The sequence below is a fragment of the Bacillus sp. FSL K6-2431 genome (assembly GCF_038005165.1).
In the GTDB taxonomy this organism is placed as follows: domain Bacteria; phylum Bacillota; class Bacilli; order Bacillales; family Bacillaceae; genus Bacillus; species Bacillus pumilus.
The window spans coordinates 1516959-1539614 of record NZ_JBBOSQ010000001.1 but is presented as its reverse complement, the minus strand read 5'-3'; the positions used below and the strand labels follow the sequence as shown (position 1 = coordinate 1539614).

Sequence of the window (22656 nt, the reverse complement as noted above, 5' to 3'; positions counted from 1 at the left end):
GGCATGAGTGATTGTTTCGACGACTTTTTCATTGTATTTTGAAAAAGATCCATTTATAATAAAAAAATAAACCAACTGGTCGGTTTTGAATTGTCCTGATGAAGAAAAGCAAGATAGAAGGGATTGTGAAAGATGACAAGTACACAAAGCGGGGCTGAAAAGAGCGAGAAGACGAAGCGAAAAATCGTCATCGCTTCACGTGATTTATTTGCAAAAAAGGGGTACTCAGAAACATCTGTGCGAGATATTCTAGAGGCGGCTGAGGTGAGTAAAGGCAACCTTTATCACCATTTTAAAGGAAAAGAGTTTTTGTTCCTTCATATCATGGAAGAGGATCACCTCTTGATGATGGAGACGTGGCATCAGGAAAAACAAACGATGCAACAGGCCATTGATCAGCTCGCAGGATTTGCAGAGCTGCTCAGTCAAATGGGCATTAACTACCCATTAATGAGAGCAAGTGAGGAATTTTGTGCAAGTGCCTTTACATCAGACGAGGTCATGGAACGGCTAAACAAGATTGACGCCGACTTTGATGATGTGATGAGAGACATCATACTTGAAGGTAACAAAGATGGCAGCTGGTCGATCCAGCATGTCGAGTCAACGGTGAAAATATTATTATCCGTTTTTTACGGATTAGACGTGTTGTATAAAAATGATCCAATCGAAGAGAAAAAAGAATTACAAAAACAAGCGATCTCATTGATTATTCACGGAATCAACCATCATGAGTAACAATTGAATCAATAAAGGGGAAACAAACATCATGCAAAAACCGATTCGTGAGCAAAAAGCTGTACTCGTTATTTTATTAAGTAACATATTTATTGCGTTTTTAGGCATTGGTCTTATTATTCCTGTCATGCCGCTATTCATGAATGTGATGCATCTAACAGGGAGTACGATGGGATACCTTGTGGCGGCGTTTGCTGTGGCTCAGCTCATTGCATCACCTATTGCAGGGAGATGGGTAGACCGCTATGGAAGAAAGATTATGATTGTGTCAGGACTATTTCTATTTGCGTTATCAGAACTCGTCTTCGGTCTTGGGACACACGTGTATGTGCTGTATTTTGCAAGGCTGCTAGGCGGTATTAGTGCGGCATTTATTATGCCAGCTGTGACTGCTTATGTCGCAGATATCACGACCGTTCAAGAAAGATCAAAGGCAATGGGATATGTATCAGCGGCCATTAGTACCGGCTTTATTATCGGACCTGGGATTGGCGGATTTATTGCAGAATACGGTGTACGCCTGCCATTCTTCTTTGCAGCAGGGATTGCCTTTATAGCCGTCATTTCGTCTATGCTTTTGCTGAAGGAGCCATTAACAAAAGAAGAGCGAGCGAAGCAGATGGATCAAGTGAAGGAATCGACCTTCTTTAAGGATTTGAAAAAATCGATCCATCCAAGCTATCTCATCGCTTTTATCATTGTGTTTGTCCTCGCGTTTGGACTGTCTGCGTATGAAACGGTCTTCAGCCTGTTTACAAATCATAAGTTTGGATTTGGTCCAAAAGATATTGCGGTGATTATTACGGTCAGCTCGATTGTGGCGGTTATCATCCAAGTGCTGGTGTTTGGGAAACTCGTTAATACCCTTGGGGAAAAAAGAGTCATTCAGCTCTGCTTGATTGTTGGAGCGGTGCTCGCTTTTGTTTCAACTGTCGTGTCAGGTTTTATGGTGGTGCTCATTGTCACATGTGTAATTTTCTTAGCATTTGATTTATTGCGTCCAGCATTAACGACCTTCTTATCAAAAATCGCTGGCAATCAGCAAGGATTTGTCGCAGGGATGAACTCTACCTACACAAGCCTAGGTACGATTTTCGGCCCAGCCCTTGGCGGGATTTTATTCGATCAAAATATACATTTCCCATTTCTATTCGCAGGTGTTGTCTTATTTCTCGGATTAGGCTTAACCCTTATTTGGAAGGGGAAGGCGACGGTTGTATCTAATTAAGGGCTCTAACTAGGGCTCTTTTTTTTGTTCCTGTGGATAGAGTATTGAAATAATCACAAAGTCCCTGTTGATGAGGTGTTATTCATGTTAACATGATACATATTTTTCCAAAATGCTAAAGGAGGATTTTTAATGCAAATTAAAGAGATTTTTTATATTCGGTGTATCTCGTGTTTGAGTGTTGTGCTCATTCATGCAATAGCCATTTTATCTAGCCCACAATCATCATCTATTCTTGTAGCACTACTCATGTTCAGTACACCGAGTTTTGTTTTCATTTCTGAGTTTTTATTGGCGCATTCTTATCCAAATGGTACACCTAAAGGATTTATGTGGAAGAGAGTGAAAGCCATCTTTTTCCCATTTGCATTTATTGGGATTGTCGATGGGTTTTTGTATTCTGCATCGTTAAATGGAGGGGCAGCTGACTTCTTTAAAAGAGCTTCAGCAAATGTCTTATTGGGAAATTATATTGGTTATTTTGTTCTGATTATTTTTCAATTTTACTTTTTGCATATGTTTTTTCACAAAATGGCTAAGCGTACCTCAGCCAAATGGGTATTGCCGATCTCCTTTATCATCACAGTTGGTTATTTAAGTGTCATGAACCTCGTCAAAATCCCACAACCTCAATTACCTAATCCAATGTTCGGCTTAGAATGGATTCCATTTCCAGGTTGGTTATTCTATTTTTGTTTAGCCTATTATTGTGGAGTGAATTATCAGCAGTTTATCACAAGAATTCATCATTTTAAGTATGCTGTGTATGGACTTGTTCTGATTTCAGCAGTGACCCTTCTAAGCAATACATATGTAGGCTTTTTCGAGCCTTCTTCTAAGAGGCCAGATGTTGTTCTTTATACAATCAGTATTGTCTTCTTATGCTTTCTCTTGTTTTCTAAAGTAAAAAGCGTTCCACCTTTCGTAGCTGTCATTAGTCAATATTCATTCACCATCTATTTGCTTCACGGGTATTTTCTGGGTATCTCTGTGTTACTATGGGGACAATTAAAAGATTATCCATTCTTTGTGGGGACATTCATAATATCAGCACTTGCAATTGCTGGACCTATCCTATTGTCTCGGTTAGCAAATCATTATAAATATGGCTATATGTTTGTCGGTAAAATCAACAGAACGAGACGAAAAACAGTCGCCTCATAAACGATTTAAAGGGGATCTTAAGAAGATGCCCTTTTTTTGTTGCCTAAAAGTACAGTGCTTTTTGCCCAAAAGTACAATTTTAATCGATCATCTCATTGCTTAGAATAAAAAGATGAAGTTCATGAAGTTGAAGAAAAAGGAGTAAGTGAATGGCAAAATTTTTATATCATTTAGGAAAAAGTGCTTTTTCTAAGCCGAAACGGATGATTATCGGTTGGTTACTTGTTTTAGTAGCTGTTGTGGCGGCAACAATAGGGACAGGTGTTTCATTTAATGGAGATATGTCGATTCCAGGAACAAAGTCAGAAAAGGCAATGGATCTCTTGGAGAAAAAGTTCCCAGCAGGTGATGATGGCGGGACCATTCGTCTGATCTTTAAAGCACCTAAGGGCGAAACATTAGAAACAAAAAAAGTAAAAAATAAATTGAACGAAACGATCAAAGAAGTCAAAAAGGATAAAGCAGTCAAGCAAGTGACGGATTTATATCAGACATTTGCTATTAGTAAAGATAAGAAAATAGGGTATGCGGATATTACATACCGGGTGAAGGCGGGTGAGGTAAAAGCATCCTCAAAAGAGAAAGTATTAGATAGTATTAAGATTTCAAGAAAGGCTGGCATCCAAACAGAATTAGGAGGCTCCGTCACATTCTCAGAAATTGAGGTAGGCGGGATTTCGGAAGTCATAGGTATTGTCATGGCCTTCTTTATTTTAGCCTTTACCTTCGCTTCATTATTGATTGCAGGACTACCGATCTTGACGGCTGTCATTGGTTTAATAATCGGCGTGATGGTCATATTAATTACCTCAAACTTTGTTGATATGTCTGCATTTAGTCTTACATTAGCTGTGATGATTGGACTTGCCGTAGGAATTGATTATGCATTATTTATCATTTCTCGATATCGACAGTTATTAGCAGAGGGTTACGAATTGAAAGAAGCAGCTGCTAGAGCTGTTGCTACAGCAGGCAGTGCTGTATTGTTTGCAGGTGTCACCGTCGTGATTGCACTATGCGGACTTGTATTAGTCGGTATACCATTTTTAGGCGTTATGGGTCTTGTAGCTGCATTCATGGTATTATCAGTTATGCTTGTGTCTCTGACAATTGTTCCTGCGATACTAGGGATTCTTGGTGATAAAGTAAGCCCTTCAAGAAAGAATAAATGGTTCTCTAAATTACAATCTCAACAAAAAGAAGAAACAACAGCTTGGGGAAGGTTTATCAAAAAGTATCCAGGTAAGATCATCCTAGGTGTCATTGTATTGACTGGTCTATTTAGTTGGCCAGCACTTCATATGGAGTTGGGTCTTCCTGATAACGGTATGAAGGGGAAGGAAACAACTGAACGCAAGGGCTATGACCTGTTAGCAGAAGGGTTTGGCAAAGGGTTTAATGGGCCACTGGTTGTTATCATTGATGCCTCCGATGCAAATAACGCAATGAAATCTATTGAGAAAACAACAAAAGTATTAGAGAAGATGGATGGCATCAAACAAGTGGCACCGGCTGTTCCTAATCCATCGGGTAAGTATGCCATGCTGACCATCTTACCGAAAAGCGGTCCAGAAGATAAGGCGACAAAGCAATTAGTCAAAGATATACGAAATGAATCTAGTCAGACTGCTGCAAAGTATGATACGAAATTACTTGTTACTGGTTCTACGGCAGTTAATATAGATATTTCAGATAGACTCAGTGAAGCGTTACCGAAATTTGCAGGGGTCATTATTGGATTTGCTTTGATTTTGATGATTCTTGTGTTTAGATCCTTCCTTGTTCCATTAAAAGCGGTTTTAGGATTCCTTATGACATTGACCGCTACACTAGGTTTTTCAGTCTTTGTTTTACAGGATGGACACCTTGCGCCATTGTTTGGAATACCAGCAAATGGCCCATTGTTAAACTTTATGCCTGTACTAGTGACAGGAATATTATTTGGTCTTGCAATGGATTATGAAGTCTTTTTAGTCAGTCGAATGAGAGAAGATTTCCTTCTATCAGGTGATGCGAAAAAGTCCGTTGTATCAGGTTTGAAGCACAGTGGAAGAGTAGTGACTGCCGCAGGCTTAATCATGATCCTCGTCTTTGCTAGTTTTATCTTTGCAGATGACTTGATCATTAAAACAATGGGATTAACGTTGGCATTCGGCGTTCTGTTTGATGCATTTGTCATAAGAATGACTTTTATCCCAGCTTGTATGATGCTGATCGGACGAGCTGCTTGGTACTTACCCAAATGGTTCGAAAGCTGGCTTCCACGTATAGACATTGAAGGTGAGTCTATTTCTCAGAAAGATGAGAAAGCAGAGAAAGAAGAGAAAGTGATTTAGTCACTGATAGTCTTACATGGTATGATTGATGATACCGCCATTACCTCGATAAAGGGTGGGCGGTATTTTTTGAGTGAATATGAGGCTCGGATGGTGATTATTTATGGCGAAACGACGGGTAGACCCTTTTAATGAAATGATCTATTCGCGGATTCCAACATTATTATGGGTCATTCTTGTTTATATTGCAGCAATGATATTTCAGTTTATAACCACCCCAATAGCAATTTCTGGCCTGTTTTTTTCTGCACTTATTGCCATACATCTGATTCTGCATTGGTGGGCATTTTACTGGTTTCAGCAGAATCCATGGGTATATTTTCTGATTCAAGGAATTGTGATTCTACTGTGTGTTTCAGTCATGCAGGCGGCTTCCCCTGTGATCTTAATTGGTCTGTTACCGGTACTAATTGCGCAAAGTATTGGGGTATATTATCATACATTGAAGGTGATTTTGACAGGGCTTAGTTTTTATGTCCTTTTTTTTCTTGCCCTTATTTTGGTCAATGATACAGATGATTTGACGGTATACATTCCTATTTTGTTTTTGATTCTGATTGTAGTCATCGCATACTCCATTTTATTTTTTAGACAAGTCAAAGCTAGAATTCGTACACAAACATTTTTAAAGGAACTTGAATTGGCACATCAACAAGTGGAAGAGCTGACACTTGCAAATGAGCGTCAAAGAATGGCGAGAGATTTACATGATACCCTTGCACAAGGACTGGCAGGTATTATTATGCAGCTAGAAGCGGCCCATGCACATTTAGAGAATCAGAATGTTGAGCGTGCTCAAAGCATTATTAAAGGTTCAATGAGCCATGCGCGGACGACATTAGGTGAGGCGAGATTGGTCATTGACGACCTTCGAACATATAGCCAGGATCAATATGACTTAGCTGATTCTGTGAAAGATGAAGTGAATCGGTTTATGACGGCGACGAATATTCCAGTTCATACAAAAGTGGCTGTCTCCTATCAAGTGTCACCTTTTCTCATCGAACATACCGTATACATTGTCAGTGAATGTTTGACGAATATTGCCAAGCATGCCAAAGCAAGTAAAGTCGAATTGATGATGGAGCAAAAAGGTGATCACATCTCCTTGCAAATCACAGACAATGGAGTGGGTTTTAATGAGAAAAAACAAGAATCCGCTTCCGGGCATTACGGTCTAATTGGTATGTCAGAACGTGCCCGACTGCTTGATGCACAGCTACACTTAAAAAGTGAAAAAAATGAAGGTACACAAGTGACGGTAACCATACCTTTGAAAAAGGAGTAAAAACAATGTCTTATCAAATTGTGATTGTCGATGATCATTTTGTTGTTAGGGAAGGATTAAAATTAATTCTTGAGACAGATCAACGATTTGATGTTGTTGGTGAAGCTGAGGATGGGGCAAAGGGGTTAGATGTCTTGAAAGAGAAGGCTCCAGACCTTGTATTACTTGACCTCAACATGCCTAACATGAGTGGGCTTGAGATGCTAAAAGAGATGCAGTCTCTTCAATTAAAAGTACCGGTCCTGATTCTCACTACCTATAACGAAGAGAAATTAATGATTGAAGGGCTGCAACTTGGAGCAAAGGGCTATCTTTTAAAGGATGCCAGCAGGGAAAATTTATTTTATACAATTGAAGCAGCTATCAGAGGAGATATTCTTCTTCAAGCAAACGTCGCTGCTAAGGTATTTGAATCAACAGAGCATCAAGTGACTCCGAACCATTTGAAAAAAGAAATAAACATGCTGACTGAAAAAGAGATGCTTGTCTTGCAAGCAGTGGCTAGAGGATTTCGAAGTAAGGAAATTGCATTTGATATGGGGATTTCTGAGAGAACTGTCAAAGCTCATTTAACAAATATTTATCAAAAGCTGGAGGTCACTTCAAGAGCGGAAGCAATTAAAGCAGCAGTAGAATTAGGGATGATTCATTTTTAGAGAGAGCGAATGATCATATGAGATGATGACAAGAAACATTGCTCTGTTAAGTTTCAGCGTCAAGTGATTTATTATCTCTTCCACTGCGGTTTCAGTATGTGTAGGAAAATGAACTCTGCCTACATAAGTAATGGTACGATCTTTGACCTGGCACTTGGCGGCATATTATCCGATCAAAATATTCATGTCCCATTTTTATTCGCAGGTAGGCTTACCCCTTATTTGGAAGGTGAAGGCGACAGAAGAGACAGCAGCAGAATAATGAATGAAGAAGTAAGAGACCTTTTAAACGAGGTCTCTTTTTTTAAGACTGCGGCTTCAGGTGTTTTAATGCCTGTGCCATGTGGATGGTTGATGACGTTTACTTATGTCACAACCTTTTCTTGTTTCTAAATAAAACCAAACCCTCATTCATAAACCTCCTTTCACAATGAGCATAGCAATAGAGGAAAGCAAATGAGAAAGAATTTTATTTGTTGCAAAGAGTCACTACATGCGCGCATTTTTTTATATATAATGGAAGGAAAGAACATGTTTGGAAAAGGGGAGCGCCATGCATCTTTTGGAAAAGCAAAGGACAGCATCGATAAAAGAAGGGATTCGCCAGATCGATCCGGCATATCCAGTGTTTGTAGATGCGGTCATGGATGGTTTCATACAAGGGAATCTTTATGTAGATGATGCAGTGCACCCTCGTATTTATTTTCTCGAAACAGCATGCGGCATTTATTATGTTGCAGGCAAGAGAGAAGAAGAGCTGTCACACTTCTCGGCGTTTATTGTGGATATTTACGAAAGGCAGAAAAGACAAAACGGCCGATTTACCATATTTTCAGCGAATCAATCGACAGATGTGATGATGAAAAATTGTCTTGGATCACATCTGAAAGAGATGGAAAGACATGCGTACGTTTTTTCGCAAGCACAATCTTATGTTTCTGCGTCTCATTCAGGCTACAGAGTAGAGCGGACAAAAGAACAGGTGATCAATGCAAGCAGGGCTTTCACGCCTAGCTATTACGAAGCCTATTGGGGGAGAGCGGCGCGCTTTCTATCAAAAGGAATCGGAGTTGCCATCTTAGATGGTGAGAACGTGGTGAGTGAATGTGTCTCCATTTTTTCAAGTGAAGATCGTGTAGAGATAGATATTTGGACAGAAGAAGCCTGCCGGGGGAAAGGTTTAGCGCAGCTGGCGGGTCAGCATATGATCAAGAGTTGTCTTGAAAATAAGAGGACACCGCATTGGGATTGCGATGTCCATCACCTAACTTCGATCAAACTGGCAGAAAAGCTAGGCTTTCAGCGGACAAAAACCTATCGATTGTTTTACAGCTCATGATGAGAAGGTTTTGAGATACCAAGCATCCATTGCAGAATGCTCAGAGCCTTCAATCGGCTCTGAAAGAAGAGAAAAGCCATATCGCTGATAAAGGCCGGTGGCTGCAGTTAATTCCTGGCGGGTTTCTAAATAACATGCTTCATAGTATGTAGAGGCATATTGCAGCGCTGTATCCATCAGTTTTTTGCCAGCACCTTTTCCTTGAGCATTTGGACTCAGATAAAGCTTTTGTAATTCACATATTCCGTTAGTAAATGGAGCAATGCCTACGCCGCCCAGAATATCGCCATTCTCTTCAGCAATCCAATAGGCTGCATGAGTCAATGATTGATAGTATTCGAACAGCTGGTCAAGGTGGGGATCAGTGTAGGCGGTTCCTTCAATCGCCAGATTCGCCGATTCTAGTGACTGGCGGATAATCGCTGCGATATACGGGTTGTCTTTTTGCTCAATGGGTCTCATGTTCATTGGAAGTACCTCCATCGTCATAAAATAAAAAAAGAGAAAGTGAGTTGAAACAACATGTTTTGGCTGCAAACCGCTATTTTTACAATCGTTGTATTGTGTCTCTCATGGTGGGCAGGGAAAAAAGGCAGAAACCGTCATGCGGGTCTGATCCTCCCTATATGCTTTATTCTATTTGGATTGGTTTTATTGATAGCGAGTTTCTTTATTGGCAGATGGGAAGGCATGGCGCTTAGTATATCAAGCGTCTCTATCGTTCTCTCTTCCATGATTTGTTTGATCATCGTCACAGCGATTCAATTTTTAAAAAAAGATGTCCCTTCTTAAGCAGGGGCATCTCCACTGTTCATCTGATTGTATTCTTCACGAAGGATGCCCATGATGATCACATCTGAGTAGGTACCATTGAAATAAAGCGCTTGGCGCCTTTTTCCTTCATATTGAAATCCGGCTTTCTCATAGCTTCTGAAGGCTCTCGGATTGTGGGAAAAGACTTCGAGCTCAAGGCGATTGAGTTCTAATGTCTCAAAGGCGAATGCTTGAACCATTCGGACAGCTTCGGTGCCATAGCCCTTTTGGAAATGTTCTGGTCCATGAAGCGCAATGCGGAAGCTTGCCGTATGATTGATTGGATCAATATCCACAATCGCCGCATCCCCAATCATTTCTTTCGTGTCTAACAGACAAATGGCGAAATCTCGTCTGCTGTCATCTTGTAAAAATCGGGTGTAGGCTGAACGAATTTCTTCTAGTGTGAACGTTTTTCGTGTGCCAGTCATGTAAAGTGTTTCTTCATGCTGGCATCCTCTTTGAATCCCCGGATAATCCTGTTCTTCAATCGGTCTCAAAAATAAGCGGGTCATGACGGATCACCCTCCTCTATATATCGAGATATTTCAATTAAATTCAGATCAGGATCACGGATATAAACAGATTCAACCGGACCTAATGTACCTGTGCGCCTGACAGGCCCCTCTTCAATAGGAACCACTTGCTTGCGAAGGTGCAGCAGCAAACTGTCCATATCTAAATCGGTGATAAAGCACAAATCACTAGAGCCTGGAAGTGGGTGAGCCGCTGCCGGCTCATATTCATGACCAGCTTCATGAAGATTGATCTTCTGTAAACCAAAACGAAGCGCTTTACGGCCTTCTCCAAAGGTTTCTTCCTTCATTCCTAATACGTTTGTATAAAAGCGAATGGTGTCCTCCATATGTTGTACAGTCAACACGATATGATCAAGTCGTCGTATCATCAGTTTCTCCTCCAAGTATGATCATTGATTGAACTGATTTTATTATATCATTACTTGAAGAGGATACCTTAGTGAATCACGGTGTTGAAGGCATGAAAACGGATGATGAAAAATCCATGTATACTTTGTCTTTCCTTTCTGATACAATTAAAATAGAATATATGTTCTCATTTAAGGTAAGGGAGTGATGGAATTGAGTCAGAAAAGGAAGCTGCTTTTTTATGGGGCAATGAGTATCGATGGCTATTTAGCGAGAGAGGATCACAGGCTCGATTGGTTAATAGGAACAGAGGGCGAAGAAGAAACGAGGTATGATGACTTTTATGCGTCAGTTGATACGCTGATCATGGGGCGAAATACATATGAGCAGGTTCTACAGCTGTCACCAGATGAGTTTCCTTATGAAGGAAAGACATGTTATATCATGTCACGTACTTTACAAGACAGTTTGAAAGGAACCCATATCATTCGTGAAGATATCTTATCTTTTATGAAAAAATTAAAACATGAAGAAGGTCAGCATATCTGGATTGTCGGCGGCGGGGAACTGCTTCAGTTTTTCATAAAAGCAGGATTGGTTGATGAGCTTTATCTTCAAATTGCTCCTGTCATGATTGGGAGAGGCATTCCCCTGTTTTCCCCAGCGGATATAGAATCCAGGTTTTCATTAAAAGAAGTCAAACAATACAAGCAGATAGCTGAATTGCATTTTGTCTTAAAAGAAGAAGATCACTGATTTGAGGTGGTCTTTTTTTTATGAAACAAACTCGTTGACAATCATATATCCTAGTGTTAGGATAAATTTATCCTAGTTTTAGGATTTCTTAAAAAGGGAGTAGTTGCCATGGTGCAGCATGAACATGAATTAGACTTAAGGCTATTCCGCGTGTGGATGAAAGCCTATCAAGCTCTTTTTACAAATATCCAAACAGACATTGAACGTTATGATATCGGATTTGAAAACTTTCAGATCCTTGAATTGCTCTATAGTAAGGGACCGCATCCCGTCCAAAAAATCAGCGACATCCTGTCAATCCCAAGTGGAAGTATGACATATGTCGTGAACAAACTAGAAAAACAAGAGCTCGTGAAAAGGCAATGTGCGCCCTCTGATAAACGTGTATTTCATGTATTACTGACGGAAAAAGGAAAGCAATTGTTTGACGACATTTTTCCTAAACACACAGATGTCATTTCACAAAACCTATCCTTTATTGAAAAAGAAGAAAAAGAACAGCTCATTGAATTATTAAAAAAAGTCGGTTTAGGTGCAAAACAACTTCACGAAAAGGGGAAACAAGATGACTCTCAGCTTTGATACATTGGTACGTGAAAGACGATCCGCATCAAATTTCTTGCCAAATATCTCGATTTCGAGAGAAGAGCTTAACAGCATTTTTGAAGAGGTCAAAATGGCACCATCTGCTTTTAACTTACAGCACACACAATATGTCGTCGTCCAAACAGAAGGTCTTAAAGAACAAGTAAGAGAAGCTGCATTTGGACAATATAAAGTGCATTCCGCCTCAGCAGCGATCATTGTACTGGGAGACCCAAAGGCTTATCAGCAAGCGGCGAACATTTATGAAGGTCTGAAAATGCTTGGCATTTTAAACACGCAGCAATACGAAGAAATGGTCAGAGAGACGATGAGCTTTTATGAACAGAGAGGAGCGGATTTTCAGAAAGAAGAGGCAATCCGCAATGCTTCATTATCTGCGATGCTGTTTATGCTCGCCGCCAAAAACAAGGGCTGGGACACGTGCCCAATGATCGGCTTTGACCCTGATGTCATGAAAAAGGTGCTCAACATCGAGTCGGATTTGGTTCCCGTGTTAATGATCACACTAGGAAAAGAAAAAGTAGAGAGCAGACAACCGAGAGGCTACCGAAAGCCAGTCTCTGAATTCGTAACATACTTATAAGATAGGGGGTTCCACTCATGGAACTAGGAATTAGTACATTTGTAGAAACAACACCTGATTTTCAAACAGGAAAAACAGTCAGTCACGCACAGCGTATTCGAGAAGTAGTCGAAGAAATTATTTTAGCAGATCAAGTCGGCCTTGATGTATTTGGCGTAGGTGAGCATCACCGTGAGGATTTCGCAGCATCGAATCCCGCTGTTGTCTTAGCGGCTGCGGCAACACAAACAAAGAATATCCGCCTGACAAGTGCAGTGACAGTCCTTTCATCAGCAGATCCTGTTCGTGTCTTTCAGGATTTTGCAACGCTAGATGGACTATCAAACGGGCGTGCAGAAATTATGGCAGGCCGTGGTTCATTTATTGAATCATTCCCGCTCTTTGGCTATGACCTTGATGACTATGAAGAATTATTTGAAGAAAAGCTTGATTTGTTGCTCAAATTACAGCAGTCTGAGCGTGTCACATGGAGCGGAAAGCATCGCCCAGCTATTCAAGATGTCGGCGTATATCCAAGACCTGTTCAAGATCCGCTTCCAATCTGGATCGGCAGTGGAGGAAACCGTGAATCTGTCGTACGTGCTGGATTATTGGGACTGCCTTTAGTACTTGCCATCATTGGCGGAAGTCCTAGACAGTTCGCACCGCTCGTTCAGCTGTACAAGCAAGCGGCAGTGCACGCTGGACATGACCCAGAGAAATTAACCGTGGCGTCACATTCGCATGGATTTGTTGCGGAAGAAACAGAACTGGCAGCAGACCAATTCTTCCCTTCCACACAGCATGTGATGAATACGTTAGCAAGAGAGCGAGGCTGGGGACCTTATACTCGTTCTACATTTGATGCAGCGAGAACGTTAGAAGGCGCGCTGTATGTAGGAGATTCAGATGCAGTGGCAGAGAAAGTGATTCACCTAAGAAAAAATGTAGGAATCACGCGTTTTATGCTTCATGTACCAGTTGGTTCAATGCCGCATGATCAAGTATTAAAAGCCATTGAGCTATTTGGAAAAGAAGTCGCTCCTAAAGTAAGAGAAGAGGTTGCCCGCTGGGAAGCAGAGCAAGCATAACGAAAAAGGTCGATCAAGTGAATAGGCTTGATCGACCTTTTTGATGCTTAAGGATCAATGACACAAGGTTTCACTGTAGGGCATGAAGCAGCAGAAGCAAGTGGTGTGGTCGTCAAGGTGAAGAGAAAAACAAGTTGAAAACAGATGAGCCATTTTTTCATGAAATCACCTCCGTTCACAATTGTTTGACGGAATGAGATGAGGATAAAAGCACAGAAGTATAAAACACTCTCTATCCAACATAAGACAATCATATCATAATTTTCAAAAAAATGAAAAAATATCTTATATAAGTACTGAATTATGGTATGGTTATTATGTTCTACAAAAAAAGGGAGGGATTTTTTTATGAAAAAGGTCATGTCTTCTGTTTTAGTTGGAGCAATTGTCTTAACGGGTGCTGGGGTCACAACTGCTCCAGTGGAAGCAAAGGAGCAAACAAACAGTGAAATAACGGCTCAGGCCAGTCGAACTGTTTCAGTAACAAGAACATATACGACATCAAACATCCCAGAAAGTATTGTATATGCAGAGGATGGCTGGGTCGGTATTTTAAAACAAACCTCTATTAAAGAATTGGGATTAGGAAAATATAGTGTCACATTTACTGGAACAGTGGTACGCGATCCAGGATTTAATTAAATAAAATGCAAAGCTGACAGGTGGACAAGCCCGTCAGCTTTTTTCATGAGGATAATAAAGAATCATTTGCAGCCGGACCATTTGTTCACCGGTTTGTTTATATGCATGCGTACGGTCCGCTTTAAAACGAATGGAGTCGCCGGCATTTAAGCTGTATTGCTCATTTCCAATGGATATATCAAGCGCTCCCTCAAAAACGGTAATCAATTCCTCTGTCCCGCCAATGTGTTCATTTGCATGCAGCGACCCGCCAGGATCAATTTCTACTCGGTACACTTCAAATTTCCCCCGGTTATCAAAAGGAAAAGTCGTATATACGCGATATCGCCCATCATCTTCCGTTAAAATCTGTGCATCTTCATTGCGTACTACTTTGATTTCAGGCTGTGGTGCGTGAATGAGCTCACTAAAAGATACCTTTAATCCGTTGGCGATTTTCCATAAAGTCGTGATGGTAGGGGTTGATTCTCCTCTTTCAATTTGTCCAATCATGGTTTTGCTGACACCTGTTAATTCTGCCATCTTTTCGAGGCTTAATTTCTTTTGGTCTCTAAGAAGCCTCACATTTTTAGAAATAATCGATTGTACATCTTCCATGAAAAAAACTCCTTTCTCTATTTACTTTATAAAGACCGAACGTTACAATAAAACGTAACATACGCAATAAAGTAATTAAAGTCTTAATAACGTACAAGGGAGGCGGCAACTATGATTCTTTCTATGTTGATCTATGCTTTTGTGAGCAGCTTTACCCCAGGGCCAAACAACATCATGGCCATGGTCTTTACGAATAAATATGGGATCAAGCAAACATTTCGATTTTGTTTAGGTGTGGGTATCGGATTTCTCGTTATTTTGTGTTTGAGTTGCTTCTTTAATATCATTCTTTATCAAGTGATGCCGAAAATAGGCTGGGTCATGGCGTTCATCGGAGCTGCATACATGATTTATTTAGCGGTCAAAATCATGAAAAGTAAAGGCGGGGATGACGAAACACTTGATCGTTACAATCATTTTGTCCCTGGTATGATGCTGCAATTTATCAACCCAAAAGCGATTTTGTATGGATTGACTGTGATTTCAACATTTGTTTTGCCATATGGACAATCGAATATGCAGTATGTCATATGGACGCTGATTCTCGCACTTATTGGATTTCTCGGTACATTTAGCTGGAGCCTATTTGGCTCTTTGTATAAGCGCTTTTTGACTGCTTATGAAAGACCGTTCCAGTATGTCATGGGGCTGCTTCTAATATACAGTGCGATTTCAATGGTATGGGGTTATGTGATGTAAGTAGTCAGAAGCTTGGCCGCTGCCTGCCCATCACAACAGTATTGTAATAAAGTCCATCTGCCAGACGTTTATCATTTTTTAATACCCCTTCAATCAGAAAGCCATGGTGCTCATATAACCGAATGGCTTTTTGGTTCGTTTCTAGCACTTGAAGTGACATCTTCTGGATGCCTTGCTGGTCAGCCCAGTCAATAGAAGCGGCTAAAAGCTCTTTGCCAATGTGATAGCCCCAAACATCCTTTTGAATGGCGACCCCAAAAGTCACTTTGTGAGCAGAGCGCTTGAGTGAATGTCCCTCACATCTGGAGAAACCAACAATTTCTCCTTCAATATCAGCGACCAAAAATAAATGCCTGCTTTTTTTGGTATCATCTTGAATCAACACCTCAAAATCTTTTTCATGAAGAAAGGCTTCGCCTGGTTCACGGTCTAAATATTCTGTTTCACCATCAATTTTCAGTCTGAGCGCTGATAACTGCTTGGCATCGCCAATTGCAGCAGACCGAATACGATAGGTCAAGTCACGAACGGTGAATATGTTTTCAGAGATAATCATAGAACACCAACCTTTCTTTCCATTATGTCTATCATACCTGAAACGTGTACATAGCAGGTGAAAGCTTTTAAGTCTGTCTTATAGATCATTATTTTTTAATCCAGCTGACCCTGGCTGGATTTTCATGATTTAGACTGAGAACTTAAATAGGCTTCTCTCACAACTGTTAAAAAGTGGTCAGCGACGGTTGATGTTTCATCTTGTCTCCATGAAACATATAAATTTACTTTTGGTGTAGTTTCTTGGATTTTTCTATAAACAACCCCTGAACGTTTTACGCTTTCTACTGAGGATGGAACCACAGAGATTCCCATTCCTGCAGCAACTAAATTCACAATCGTATGCATTTGAATAGCTTCCTGAACTACGTTTAAACTTATGCTATTTTCCCAAAAGTAGCTGATAATTAAATCATAAAAAGCTGCACCTAGATGACGTGGAAACATGATAAATGGTTCATTGGCTAATAAATGAATTGGAACTTTGGGAAATGAAGCTAAAGGATGATTTTCTGGCAAAACCAAGCTTAATGATTCCTCACAACAAATTTCTGAGGTAAGTATCTTATTATTTTGGTTAGAACGAATAAATCCTATTTGAATTTCTTTCTTATATAGTGCTTTTAACTGCTGTTCTGTAGCCATTTCACATAAGACAAGATGGATGTTAGGGAAACTTTCTCGAAACCTTTTAATAATATCAATCACAATATCAGTAGAATCAACGAAGCCGATCGTCAAATGACCTATTCTTCCGTCATCTGCAAGCTGTGTTGCTTTAATCGTTCTATCTACTTGAAGAAGCGTACGGCGGGCTTCTTCTAAAAATACTCTCCCCGAATCTGAAAGTTCAACCTGTCTTCTCGTTCTATGAAAAAGCGTAACACCTAACTCTTCTTCTAATTTGCGAATTTCTTGACTTAATGGAGGCTGTGCCATTTTAAGACGTTCAGCTGCCCGGCTAAAATTTAGTTCTTCAGCAACCATGATAAAATAACGTATTTGTCTCAGATCCATTTTTTATGCCCCCTATACATTTCAACATTGCTTATTGTGTTTTTTTAATGGAAATATTTTTAGTTATATAAAATATATATATTATACATATTAACGGCCTCTTTTTATAATGAAAGTATTCTTTCAAAAGGAGGGCATTATTATGGAGTATAGTAAACTTGGAAATAGTGGATTAACAATTAGTAAACTTGCATACGGAAACTGGATTAATCATGGTGGTAAGATAAATGAAGAAACTGCCCATGATTGTGTGAAAGCTGCTCTTGATGTTGGTATTACGACGTTTGATACTGCTGATGTTTATTCAGACACCAAGGCTGAAGAGATACTAGGCAGGTCTTTAAAAGGGATCCGGCGGGAGAGCATTGAACTATGTACAAAAGTATGTCATCCAACCGGTACTGGGAAAAACGATAGAGGATTATCACGCAAGCATATTTTGGAAAACTGTCATGCCTCTTTGCGACGTTTACAAACGGATTATATTGATATTTACTATGCACACAGGTTTGATCCAACTACACCTCTGGAAGAAACGATGTTAGCTTTCGCAGATTTAGTAAGACAGGGGAAAGTGAACTATATTGGTGTAAGTGAGTGGACAGCAGAACAAATTACTCGAGGGGCAGCGCTTGCACGAGAGCTAAAAGTCCCCCTAATTGCCAGCCAACCTCAATACTCCATGTTATGGAGAATCATTGAAAGTGATGTAATACCGACCTGTCAGCGCGAAGGACTTGGCCAGGTAGTATGGTCGCCTTTGGCCCAGGGAATCCTTACTGGAAAGTACCTCCCAGGAAAATCACTTCCGACTAATTCGCGTGCTAACTCACCTGCTGGAAAACCCTTTTTTAAAAACCTTGCTCAACGCTGGATGAATAATAATACCTTAGAGGCGATCCAAAAGCTTAAGCCCATCGCACAAGAGGTTGATCTTACTCTCGCTCAGCTTGCAATAGCATGGGTACTGCAAAATCAGAACGTTTCTGCAGCAATTATCGGTGCATCTAGTCCAGAACAGGTGAGGGAGAATGCTTTAGCATCTGAGGTGAAAATTGAAACTGAGATGATGAATCAGATTGACGAAATTCTAGGTGATCTTGTTGAGTACGATCAGAGTAAAACAGGTTATAGCTTTTAAGTCTATCTTATAGATCATTATTTTTAATCCAGCCGACCTTGGCTGGATTTTCTTGTTGCTGTAGTTTCTTGGATCGCACACTCAGATGTTTTGTATCTGTGAAAAAGGCTAAATGAATAGTATCAAACGTGGAGGTGGAACAAATGAGTGAAGAAAAAGGACATATGGATAAAGCGAAAGGAAAAACAAATCAAGCCAAAGGTCAATTGAAAGAGAAGCTTGGCGAAGCAACAGATCATCAAAACCTGAAAGCAGAAGGGAAAAAGGATCAAGCCAAAGGAAAGCTTCAAGATAAAAAAGGGGATTTGAAAAATCACCTGAACCAGTAAATCCGAAAACACGGCATTGCTTCATGTCTCCATCATGACATGTCTTTCATCAATAAAATGAATAGATGTGTGAAAAGAATTGATTATACGCGCTCGCTATCATCATGTAGACTTGAGACAGAAGACATGATCAAGGGAGATGGTTGAGATGAAGCAAGTGTGGGAGAAAGTTGACGAGTATATCACAGACAAGTTGATTCCTAAAGATGATGTTTTGGAGTCAAGCTCTTACTCATAATAAGCAAGCAGGCCTGCCAGAAATTGATGTGTCACCAGCTCAAGGGAAAATGCTTTATTTATTAGCAAAAACCAAGAATGCAAAGCGTATTTTAGAGATCGGGACACTTGGTGGATACAGTACCATTTGGTTGGCGCGTGCTCTTGAAGAGGATGGAGAACTCATCACATTAGAGGCTGTCAGCCACCATGTACAGATTGCGCAGCAAAACATTAGTAGAGCGGGCTTATCGGAACGGGTGAGCATTTTGCAAGGAAAGGCATTGGATACGCTATCTCAGTTAAAAGAGAGGGATGTACTTCCATTCGATTTGATTTTCATTGATGCAGATAAACCGAACAACCCGAAATATCTAAAGTGGGCGTTACACTTCTCAAAAAAGGGAACAGTCATTATTGCAGACAATGTCGTGAGAAATGGAGCAGTCCTTCATGACTCTGATGGGGATGAACGAGTGCAAGGAACTCGTGAATTTTTCAATTTACTCAAACAAGAGTCAAGAATAGAGGCTACAGCCATTCAAACTGTTGGTGAAAAGGGTTACGATGGATTTGTATACGGAATCGTAAAATGAAACAAAGCTTAACCGCATGCGGTTAAGCTTTTTCTTTTAAAAAAACCATCTGGCAGTCCCCATCAGCAGGACGCCTACAAGAACAGTAAGTGATAAGCTCTTTGTCCAAACAGCGATCACGACGGTCGGAACCAAGACAGCAAGGTACATCCAGTGAATGGTGACACCTGTTGTGGTATGAATGAACAAATGCTCTGCAATTAAAGCCGTAAAGATACAAATGGGAATAAACGATAACCACTTGAGCACCACTTCAGGCAGCTCGATACTTCGTACAAATATAAAGGGAACGACCCTTGGAATCACAGTGACAATCATACAGCCGAGAATGAGCCACATCATAAAACTGCTGATCATTTATCTGTCACCACCCCAATGGTTGCGACAATTATGGTGGCTAACAGAACAGCCACGTGTGATGGAACAAAATGAAGCAGGACAAACATCGCAACGACCATATACAAAACAAGTGACAGGCGATGGGTTAATTTACTTTTAGGCACAGTTTGCAAAGAAAGAACCAGCAGTGCAGCAAACATAGCGGAAAGAGCAAAATCAAGACCAAGTGCTTCAGGATTTGAGATCCAGTGTCCAAAAATGCCGCCAAGTATACAGGCAGCAATCCAGCACAAATAAGCCGTTATGTTCAGCCCGTGCATCCACCGGTTATTCAGCTTTCCATGCTGAGCTAATTTATTCATGGCTACGCCAAAGGATTCATCAGTCAGCAATAGACCGAATCCAATATTTTGTTTTAAAGAGTAGCGTGTAAAATGAGGAGCCAGCGTCAGGCTTAGTAATAAATGACGCAGATTCACAATAAATGTAGTGAGAATAATAGCGGAAAGGGGGCTTCCCGTGACAAGCAGTGCACAGATAATAAACTGTGAAGCACCTGCGTAAATAAAGATTGCTAGAAGCGCAATGTCCCATAGGCTTAACTGTGCGCTAATTCCAACAATTCCAAAGGCAAACCCGATACTCATATAACCAAGCAGGGTTGGCACACAATCTTTTATTCCCTCGAGAAATGGTTCATGTTCCGTGCTGGGAATATGTTTTCTAGCTTCAATATCCAACGACCTCTACTCCTTTTCTGCGTGACGACCTATAGTTTTACTTACTATATGAAAACGAATTTAGCATGTCAATATCCCCTTATCTTCTATTATATAAAGAAAAAAGGTGTAAAAAGGATTGAAGTCATCCAGAATATGTTATAAAGTATCAGAAAATAAAAAAATTGGAGTGACGACAATGCTGTGCAAACCTTTGTTTGAACATGATGTTCCAAATGCCCTCCGTCCATAACGGAGAGTGATCTCCGTTTGTGGATATGGTATTCAAAATATCCAATAACGGAGGGAAAATGATGAATGAAAAATATATAGGCGCCCTTTACCTAGCAATCGCAGCAAGTATTTGGGGCGGCATGTACGTTGTTGTCAAAGTAACAGTAGCGGTTGTCCCGCCACTTGAGCTCGTCTGGATGAGATATGCTGTAGCAGGAGTCGTGTTGGTGATCACCATTTGGCGCTTGGGCTATTCCTTTCGATTAGATAAAAAAGATATCCCGCTTATGGTGTTGATTGGGCTGATCGGAAATTTCTTTTCAATCGTGACCCAAGAAATTGGGACGATGTATACCTCTGCACAAATGGGGGCTGTTATTACATCTGCAACTCCTGCGTTTATGGTGCTGTTTGCTTTCTTTCTATTAAAAGAAGCCATGACTGTTCGAAAGTGCGCATCCATCCTGCTTGCTACAGCAGGTGTATGGCTCATGATTGGACCAGTTGCAGTACAGACAGATGAATTTGTCGGTGGTCTTTCATTGGTCTTCGCTGCTTTAACATGGGCGCTGATGTCTGTTTTGCTCAAACGTGTTCCAGGAAAGTATCCTCAGGTGGTGACAACCACATATGCGATCATCATTGCATTCATTGTTTTAACACCGCCTGTATTATTTCGTTTACCTCACCTAGATGTGGAACAGATGGCAAGGCCGGAGATTTGGGGCGGTATTCTTTATCTAGGCATCATCTCAACAGCTCTAGCATTCTTTTTATGGAATAGAGGGCTTCAATTAATGGATGCCTCAAGCGGCGGTTTGTTCTTTTTCTTTCAACCGATCGTAGGTGCCGTTCTTGGCTGGCTGCTTTTGGGAGAAGAAATGGGATTACGCTCATTCATTGGCATTCTATGTATCTTTGCAGGTGTCTATACTGTGCTGCGTCAAAAGGAATAAAAGAAGATGTCCCTTGTAATAGGGGCATCTTCTTTATAAATGAGAGATTGAGAGAGGATGGAGGGAAATAGGATGATACAATTTCCACAATTACAAAAAGGACAAACAATTGGCGTCACAGCACCTTCCTCAGGTGTACAGCCATCTTTGCATGACATGTTTCAGCTCTCATGCGAGCGAATGAAAAAAAGAGGCTATGATGTCATATGTGGAGATACGGTATGGCACCAGGAAAAGGCAAAATCAGCTCCTGCCGTAGAACGAGCAAAGGAGCTTCAGTACATGATGACCTGTGATGAGATTGATCACATCATCCCGCCATGGGGAGGGCAGCTTCTGATGGAGGTGTTAGAGCACCTTGATTTCTCATCGATGCAAAAAAAGTGGATTCTTGGTTACTCGGATACGAGTGCGCTTCTGCTGGCGTTAACTTTAAAAACAGGCATTGCCACTGCGCATGGACCGAACCTAGTAGATCTTCAGGGAGAAGAGCTTGATCAAACGACTGTCATGTGGGAAGAAGTACTTTCAACAAAAGGGGAAATGGACATCAGCCAATATTCTTCATCAATGTATCAAAAGGAATGGCAGTATGACAATCCGATTGAACATGTTTTTCATTTAACAGAACCGACCGCATGGCATACGGTTGATCGACAAGAAAAGATGGTAAAGGGGAGGCTAATGGGCGGCTGTATTGATGTCATACGCCACTTAGCTGGGACGCCTTTTGGAGATGTCAAAGCTTTTCAAAAAACATTCTTAAAAGATGAACCAATTCTCTGGTACTTTGAAAACTGTGAATTAAATGCTGTAAGCGTGAAGAGATCACTTGTTCAGTTGAAACTAGCAGGATGGTTTGACCATTGTTCAGGTATTATGTTTGGGCGAAGTGCAGTAGATGTGCCTGTGGAAGGGTATCAGTATCAGGATGTATATGAAGAATTACAAAAGGAATTACAAATCCCCATTTTTTACGATATAGATTGTGGGCATGTCCCGCCGCAAATGACGCTGATTAATGGCGCATATGCAGAAGTGCAGCTGCAACCTCAAGGCAAAGCAGTCCTAAAGCAAGCATTTTTATCATAAGAAAAGGAAAGGGGAAGCCCTTTCCTTTTGTTTTCTTTTCAGCGTGATAGAAAACCTTTG

26 protein-coding genes and 2 pseudogenes are annotated in these 22656 nt (G+C 40.7%); 20 read left to right on the top strand and 8 right to left on the bottom strand.

The features are described from left to right. Positions 1 to 132 precede the first annotated feature (132 nt). The 8 genes and pseudogenes from MHH40_RS07680 (at position 133) to MHH40_RS07650 (ending at position 8749) form a co-directional block, all read left to right on the top strand. Positions 133 to 738: a TetR/AcrR family transcriptional regulator gene (locus tag MHH40_RS07680; RefSeq protein WP_340900883.1), complete on the top strand. Its 606-nt coding sequence runs from the start codon at positions 133 to 135 to the stop codon at positions 736 to 738. Positions 739 to 769: 31 nt separating this feature from the next. After that, entirely contained in the window at positions 770 to 1966 is a 1197-nt protein-coding gene (locus MHH40_RS07675) for an MFS transporter (RefSeq protein WP_137055580.1), read from the top strand. Positions 1967 to 2098: 132 nt separating this feature from the next. After that, a complete protein-coding gene (locus MHH40_RS07670) occupies positions 2099 to 3130 on the top strand; it encodes an acyltransferase family protein (RefSeq protein WP_340900882.1) in 1032 nt (343 codons plus the stop codon). A gap of 149 nt (positions 3131 to 3279) precedes the next feature. Continuing rightward, entirely contained in the window at positions 3280 to 5466 is a 2187-nt protein-coding gene (locus MHH40_RS07665; RefSeq protein ID WP_340900881.1) for an MMPL family transporter, read from the top strand. Between the two features lie 103 nt (positions 5467 to 5569). Beyond that, on the top strand, positions 5570 to 6754 hold the full coding sequence (locus tag MHH40_RS07660) for a sensor histidine kinase (RefSeq protein WP_340900880.1): 1185 nt from the start codon (positions 5570 to 5572) through the stop codon (positions 6752 to 6754). Positions 6755 to 6759: 5 nt separating this feature from the next. Beyond that, complete coding sequence (locus MHH40_RS07655) at positions 6760 to 7410, top strand: response regulator transcription factor (RefSeq protein ID WP_212046662.1); 651 nt, start codon at positions 6760 to 6762, stop codon at positions 7408 to 7410. Between the two features lie 108 nt (positions 7411 to 7518). After that, positions 7519 to 7672 (top strand): annotated as a pseudogene (locus MHH40_RS18875) (MFS transporter); the annotation flags it as partial. 291 nt (positions 7673 to 7963) lie between these two features. After that, positions 7964 to 8749: a GNAT family N-acetyltransferase gene (locus tag MHH40_RS07650; protein WP_339206717.1), complete on the top strand. Its 786-nt coding sequence runs from the start codon at positions 7964 to 7966 to the stop codon at positions 8747 to 8749. Here MHH40_RS07650 and MHH40_RS07645 read toward each other — a convergent pair. Next, a complete protein-coding gene (locus MHH40_RS07645; protein ID WP_137055586.1) occupies positions 8744 to 9217 on the bottom strand; it encodes a GNAT family N-acetyltransferase in 474 nt (157 codons plus the stop codon). The two genes, MHH40_RS07650 and MHH40_RS07645, sit on opposite strands and share 6 nt — an antisense overlap. 54 nt (positions 9218 to 9271) lie before the next feature. Between MHH40_RS07645 and MHH40_RS07640 the strand changes: the two genes are divergently transcribed. Beyond that, a complete protein-coding gene (locus MHH40_RS07640; protein ID WP_050945652.1) occupies positions 9272 to 9541 on the top strand; it encodes a YesK-like family protein in 270 nt (89 codons plus the stop codon). Here MHH40_RS07640 and MHH40_RS07635 read toward each other — a convergent pair. Together MHH40_RS07635 and MHH40_RS07630 are read right to left on the bottom strand one after the other, a co-directional pair. Next, entirely contained in the window at positions 9538 to 10077 is a 540-nt protein-coding gene (locus MHH40_RS07635) for a GNAT family N-acetyltransferase (protein WP_106030203.1), read from the bottom strand. The genes MHH40_RS07640 and MHH40_RS07635 overlap by 4 nt on opposite strands. Next, complete coding sequence (locus MHH40_RS07630) at positions 10074 to 10469, bottom strand: VOC family protein (RefSeq protein ID WP_003214262.1); 396 nt, start codon at positions 10467 to 10469, stop codon at positions 10074 to 10076. The genes MHH40_RS07635 and MHH40_RS07630 overlap by 4 nt, the downstream gene beginning before the upstream one ends. A gap of 193 nt (positions 10470 to 10662) precedes the next feature. On the opposite strand from MHH40_RS07630, the gene MHH40_RS07625 reads away from it, so the two are divergent. The 5 genes from MHH40_RS07625 to MHH40_RS07605 all read left to right on the top strand — a co-directional run bounded on the left by MHH40_RS07625 (position 10663) and on the right by MHH40_RS07605 (position 14106). Next, positions 10663 to 11205, top strand: a complete 543-nt coding sequence (locus MHH40_RS07625) for a dihydrofolate reductase family protein (protein WP_003214351.1) — start codon at positions 10663 to 10665, stop codon at positions 11203 to 11205. Positions 11206 to 11313: 108 nt separating this feature from the next. Beyond that, a complete protein-coding gene (locus tag MHH40_RS07620; protein WP_003213943.1) occupies positions 11314 to 11787 on the top strand; it encodes a MarR family winged helix-turn-helix transcriptional regulator in 474 nt (157 codons plus the stop codon). After that, positions 11771 to 12394, top strand: a complete 624-nt coding sequence (locus tag MHH40_RS07615) for a nitroreductase family protein (protein WP_050945654.1) — start codon at positions 11771 to 11773, stop codon at positions 12392 to 12394. The genes MHH40_RS07620 and MHH40_RS07615 overlap by 17 nt, the downstream gene beginning before the upstream one ends. Before the next feature lie 17 nt (positions 12395 to 12411). After that, the gene (locus tag MHH40_RS07610) at positions 12412 to 13464 is read left to right on the top strand and encodes an LLM class flavin-dependent oxidoreductase (protein WP_050945655.1); all 1053 of its coding nucleotides are present in this window, start codon (positions 12412 to 12414) and stop codon (positions 13462 to 13464) included. 348 nt (positions 13465 to 13812) lie between these two features. Then, on the top strand, positions 13813 to 14106 hold the full coding sequence (locus MHH40_RS07605; RefSeq protein WP_003214005.1) for a hypothetical protein: 294 nt from the start codon (positions 13813 to 13815) through the stop codon (positions 14104 to 14106). Positions 14107 to 14139: 33 nt separating this feature from the next. Here MHH40_RS07605 and MHH40_RS07600 read toward each other — a convergent pair whose 3' ends face one another. Next, complete coding sequence (locus MHH40_RS07600; protein ID WP_340900878.1) at positions 14140 to 14703, bottom strand: helix-turn-helix domain-containing protein; 564 nt, start codon at positions 14701 to 14703, stop codon at positions 14140 to 14142. Between the two features lie 111 nt (positions 14704 to 14814). Between MHH40_RS07600 and MHH40_RS07595 the strand changes: the two genes are divergently transcribed. Continuing rightward, positions 14815 to 15402, top strand: coding sequence for a LysE family transporter (locus MHH40_RS07595; protein ID WP_106051461.1), 588 nt, complete (start codon positions 14815 to 14817; stop codon positions 15400 to 15402). Between the two features lie 4 nt (positions 15403 to 15406). Here the strand turns inward: MHH40_RS07595 and MHH40_RS07590 are convergent, their stop codons facing one another. Both MHH40_RS07590 and MHH40_RS07585 read right to left on the bottom strand, forming a co-directional pair. Further along, positions 15407 to 15958, bottom strand: a complete 552-nt coding sequence (locus tag MHH40_RS07590; protein WP_212046656.1) for a GNAT family N-acetyltransferase — start codon at positions 15956 to 15958, stop codon at positions 15407 to 15409. 122 nt (positions 15959 to 16080) lie between these two features. Continuing rightward, positions 16081 to 16974, bottom strand: coding sequence for a LysR substrate-binding domain-containing protein (locus MHH40_RS07585; RefSeq protein ID WP_034620209.1), 894 nt, complete (start codon positions 16972 to 16974; stop codon positions 16081 to 16083). 142 nt (positions 16975 to 17116) lie between these two features. Between MHH40_RS07585 and MHH40_RS07580 the strand changes: the two genes are divergently transcribed. The 3 genes and pseudogenes from MHH40_RS07580 to MHH40_RS07570 all read left to right on the top strand — a co-directional run bounded on the left by MHH40_RS07580 (position 17117) and on the right by MHH40_RS07570 (position 19256). Next, complete coding sequence (locus MHH40_RS07580; protein WP_340900877.1) at positions 17117 to 18115, top strand: aldo/keto reductase family protein; 999 nt, start codon at positions 17117 to 17119, stop codon at positions 18113 to 18115. A 143-nt stretch (positions 18116 to 18258) separates the two neighbouring features. After that, complete coding sequence (locus MHH40_RS07575; RefSeq protein WP_003213978.1) at positions 18259 to 18444, top strand: CsbD family protein; 186 nt, start codon at positions 18259 to 18261, stop codon at positions 18442 to 18444. A 148-nt stretch (positions 18445 to 18592) separates the two neighbouring features. Further along, a pseudogene (locus tag MHH40_RS07570) lies at positions 18593 to 19256 on the top strand (O-methyltransferase). Positions 19257 to 19292: 36 nt separating this feature from the next. On the opposite strand, the gene MHH40_RS07565 reads toward MHH40_RS07570, so the two are convergent. Beyond that, positions 19293 to 19613, bottom strand: a complete 321-nt coding sequence (locus tag MHH40_RS07565) for an AzlD domain-containing protein (protein ID WP_106030211.1) — start codon at positions 19611 to 19613, stop codon at positions 19293 to 19295. Further along, the gene (locus tag MHH40_RS07560; RefSeq protein WP_003214127.1) at positions 19610 to 20335 is read right to left on the bottom strand and encodes an AzlC family ABC transporter permease; all 726 of its coding nucleotides are present in this window, start codon (positions 20333 to 20335) and stop codon (positions 19610 to 19612) included. The genes MHH40_RS07565 and MHH40_RS07560 overlap by 4 nt, the downstream gene beginning before the upstream one ends. 293 nt (positions 20336 to 20628) lie before the next feature. Between MHH40_RS07560 and MHH40_RS07555 the strand changes: the two genes are divergently transcribed. Together MHH40_RS07555 and MHH40_RS07550 are read left to right on the top strand one after the other, a co-directional pair. Then, complete coding sequence (locus MHH40_RS07555; RefSeq protein ID WP_340900876.1) at positions 20629 to 21504, top strand: DMT family transporter; 876 nt, start codon at positions 20629 to 20631, stop codon at positions 21502 to 21504. A 72-nt stretch (positions 21505 to 21576) separates the two neighbouring features. Then, positions 21577 to 22596, top strand: a complete 1020-nt coding sequence (locus MHH40_RS07550; RefSeq protein WP_212046654.1) for a S66 family peptidase — start codon at positions 21577 to 21579, stop codon at positions 22594 to 22596. Positions 22597 to 22656 lie beyond the last annotated feature (60 nt).

Excerpts from the sequence above, each read along its gene's own strand:
- MHH40_RS07680 (WP_340900883.1), top strand. The coding sequence starts at position 133 with ATGACAAGTACACAAAGCGGGGCTGAAAAGAGCGAGAAGACGAAGCGA.
- MHH40_RS07675 (WP_137055580.1), top strand. The coding sequence starts at position 770 with ATGCAAAAACCGATTCGTGAGCAAAAAGCTGTACTCGTTATTTTATTA.
- MHH40_RS07670 (WP_340900882.1), top strand. The coding sequence starts at position 2,099 with ATGCAAATTAAAGAGATTTTTTATATTCGGTGTATCTCGTGTTTGAGT.
- MHH40_RS07665 (WP_340900881.1), top strand. The coding sequence starts at position 3,280 with ATGGCAAAATTTTTATATCATTTAGGAAAAAGTGCTTTTTCTAAGCCG.
- MHH40_RS07660 (WP_340900880.1), top strand. The coding sequence starts at position 5,570 with ATGGCGAAACGACGGGTAGACCCTTTTAATGAAATGATCTATTCGCGG.
- MHH40_RS07655 (WP_212046662.1), top strand. The coding sequence starts at position 6,760 with ATGTCTTATCAAATTGTGATTGTCGATGATCATTTTGTTGTTAGGGAA.
- MHH40_RS07650 (WP_339206717.1), top strand. The coding sequence starts at position 7,964 with ATGCATCTTTTGGAAAAGCAAAGGACAGCATCGATAAAAGAAGGGATT.
- MHH40_RS07645 (WP_137055586.1), bottom strand. The coding sequence starts at position 9,217 with ATGAACATGAGACCCATTGAGCAAAAAGACAACCCGTATATCGCAGCG.
- MHH40_RS07640 (WP_050945652.1), top strand. The coding sequence starts at position 9,272 with ATGTTTTGGCTGCAAACCGCTATTTTTACAATCGTTGTATTGTGTCTC.
- MHH40_RS07635 (WP_106030203.1), bottom strand. The coding sequence starts at position 10,077 with ATGACCCGCTTATTTTTGAGACCGATTGAAGAACAGGATTATCCGGGG.
- MHH40_RS07630 (WP_003214262.1), bottom strand. The coding sequence starts at position 10,469 with ATGATACGACGACTTGATCATATCGTGTTGACTGTACAACATATGGAG.
- MHH40_RS07620 (WP_003213943.1), top strand. The coding sequence starts at position 11,314 with ATGGTGCAGCATGAACATGAATTAGACTTAAGGCTATTCCGCGTGTGG.
- MHH40_RS07615 (WP_050945654.1), top strand. The coding sequence starts at position 11,771 with ATGACTCTCAGCTTTGATACATTGGTACGTGAAAGACGATCCGCATCA.
- MHH40_RS07610 (WP_050945655.1), top strand. The coding sequence starts at position 12,412 with ATGGAACTAGGAATTAGTACATTTGTAGAAACAACACCTGATTTTCAA.
- MHH40_RS07605 (WP_003214005.1), top strand. The coding sequence starts at position 13,813 with ATGAAAAAGGTCATGTCTTCTGTTTTAGTTGGAGCAATTGTCTTAACG.
- MHH40_RS07600 (WP_340900878.1), bottom strand. The coding sequence starts at position 14,703 with ATGGAAGATGTACAATCGATTATTTCTAAAAATGTGAGGCTTCTTAGA.
- MHH40_RS07595 (WP_106051461.1), top strand. The coding sequence starts at position 14,815 with ATGATTCTTTCTATGTTGATCTATGCTTTTGTGAGCAGCTTTACCCCA.
- MHH40_RS07590 (WP_212046656.1), bottom strand. The coding sequence starts at position 15,958 with ATGATTATCTCTGAAAACATATTCACCGTTCGTGACTTGACCTATCGT.
- MHH40_RS07585 (WP_034620209.1), bottom strand. The coding sequence starts at position 16,974 with ATGGATCTGAGACAAATACGTTATTTTATCATGGTTGCTGAAGAACTA.
- MHH40_RS07580 (WP_340900877.1), top strand. The coding sequence starts at position 17,117 with ATGGAGTATAGTAAACTTGGAAATAGTGGATTAACAATTAGTAAACTT.
- MHH40_RS07575 (WP_003213978.1), top strand. The coding sequence starts at position 18,259 with ATGAGTGAAGAAAAAGGACATATGGATAAAGCGAAAGGAAAAACAAAT.
- MHH40_RS07565 (WP_106030211.1), bottom strand. The coding sequence starts at position 19,613 with ATGATCAGCAGTTTTATGATGTGGCTCATTCTCGGCTGTATGATTGTC.
- MHH40_RS07555 (WP_340900876.1), top strand. The coding sequence starts at position 20,629 with ATGAATGAAAAATATATAGGCGCCCTTTACCTAGCAATCGCAGCAAGT.
- MHH40_RS07550 (WP_212046654.1), top strand. The coding sequence starts at position 21,577 with ATGATACAATTTCCACAATTACAAAAAGGACAAACAATTGGCGTCACA.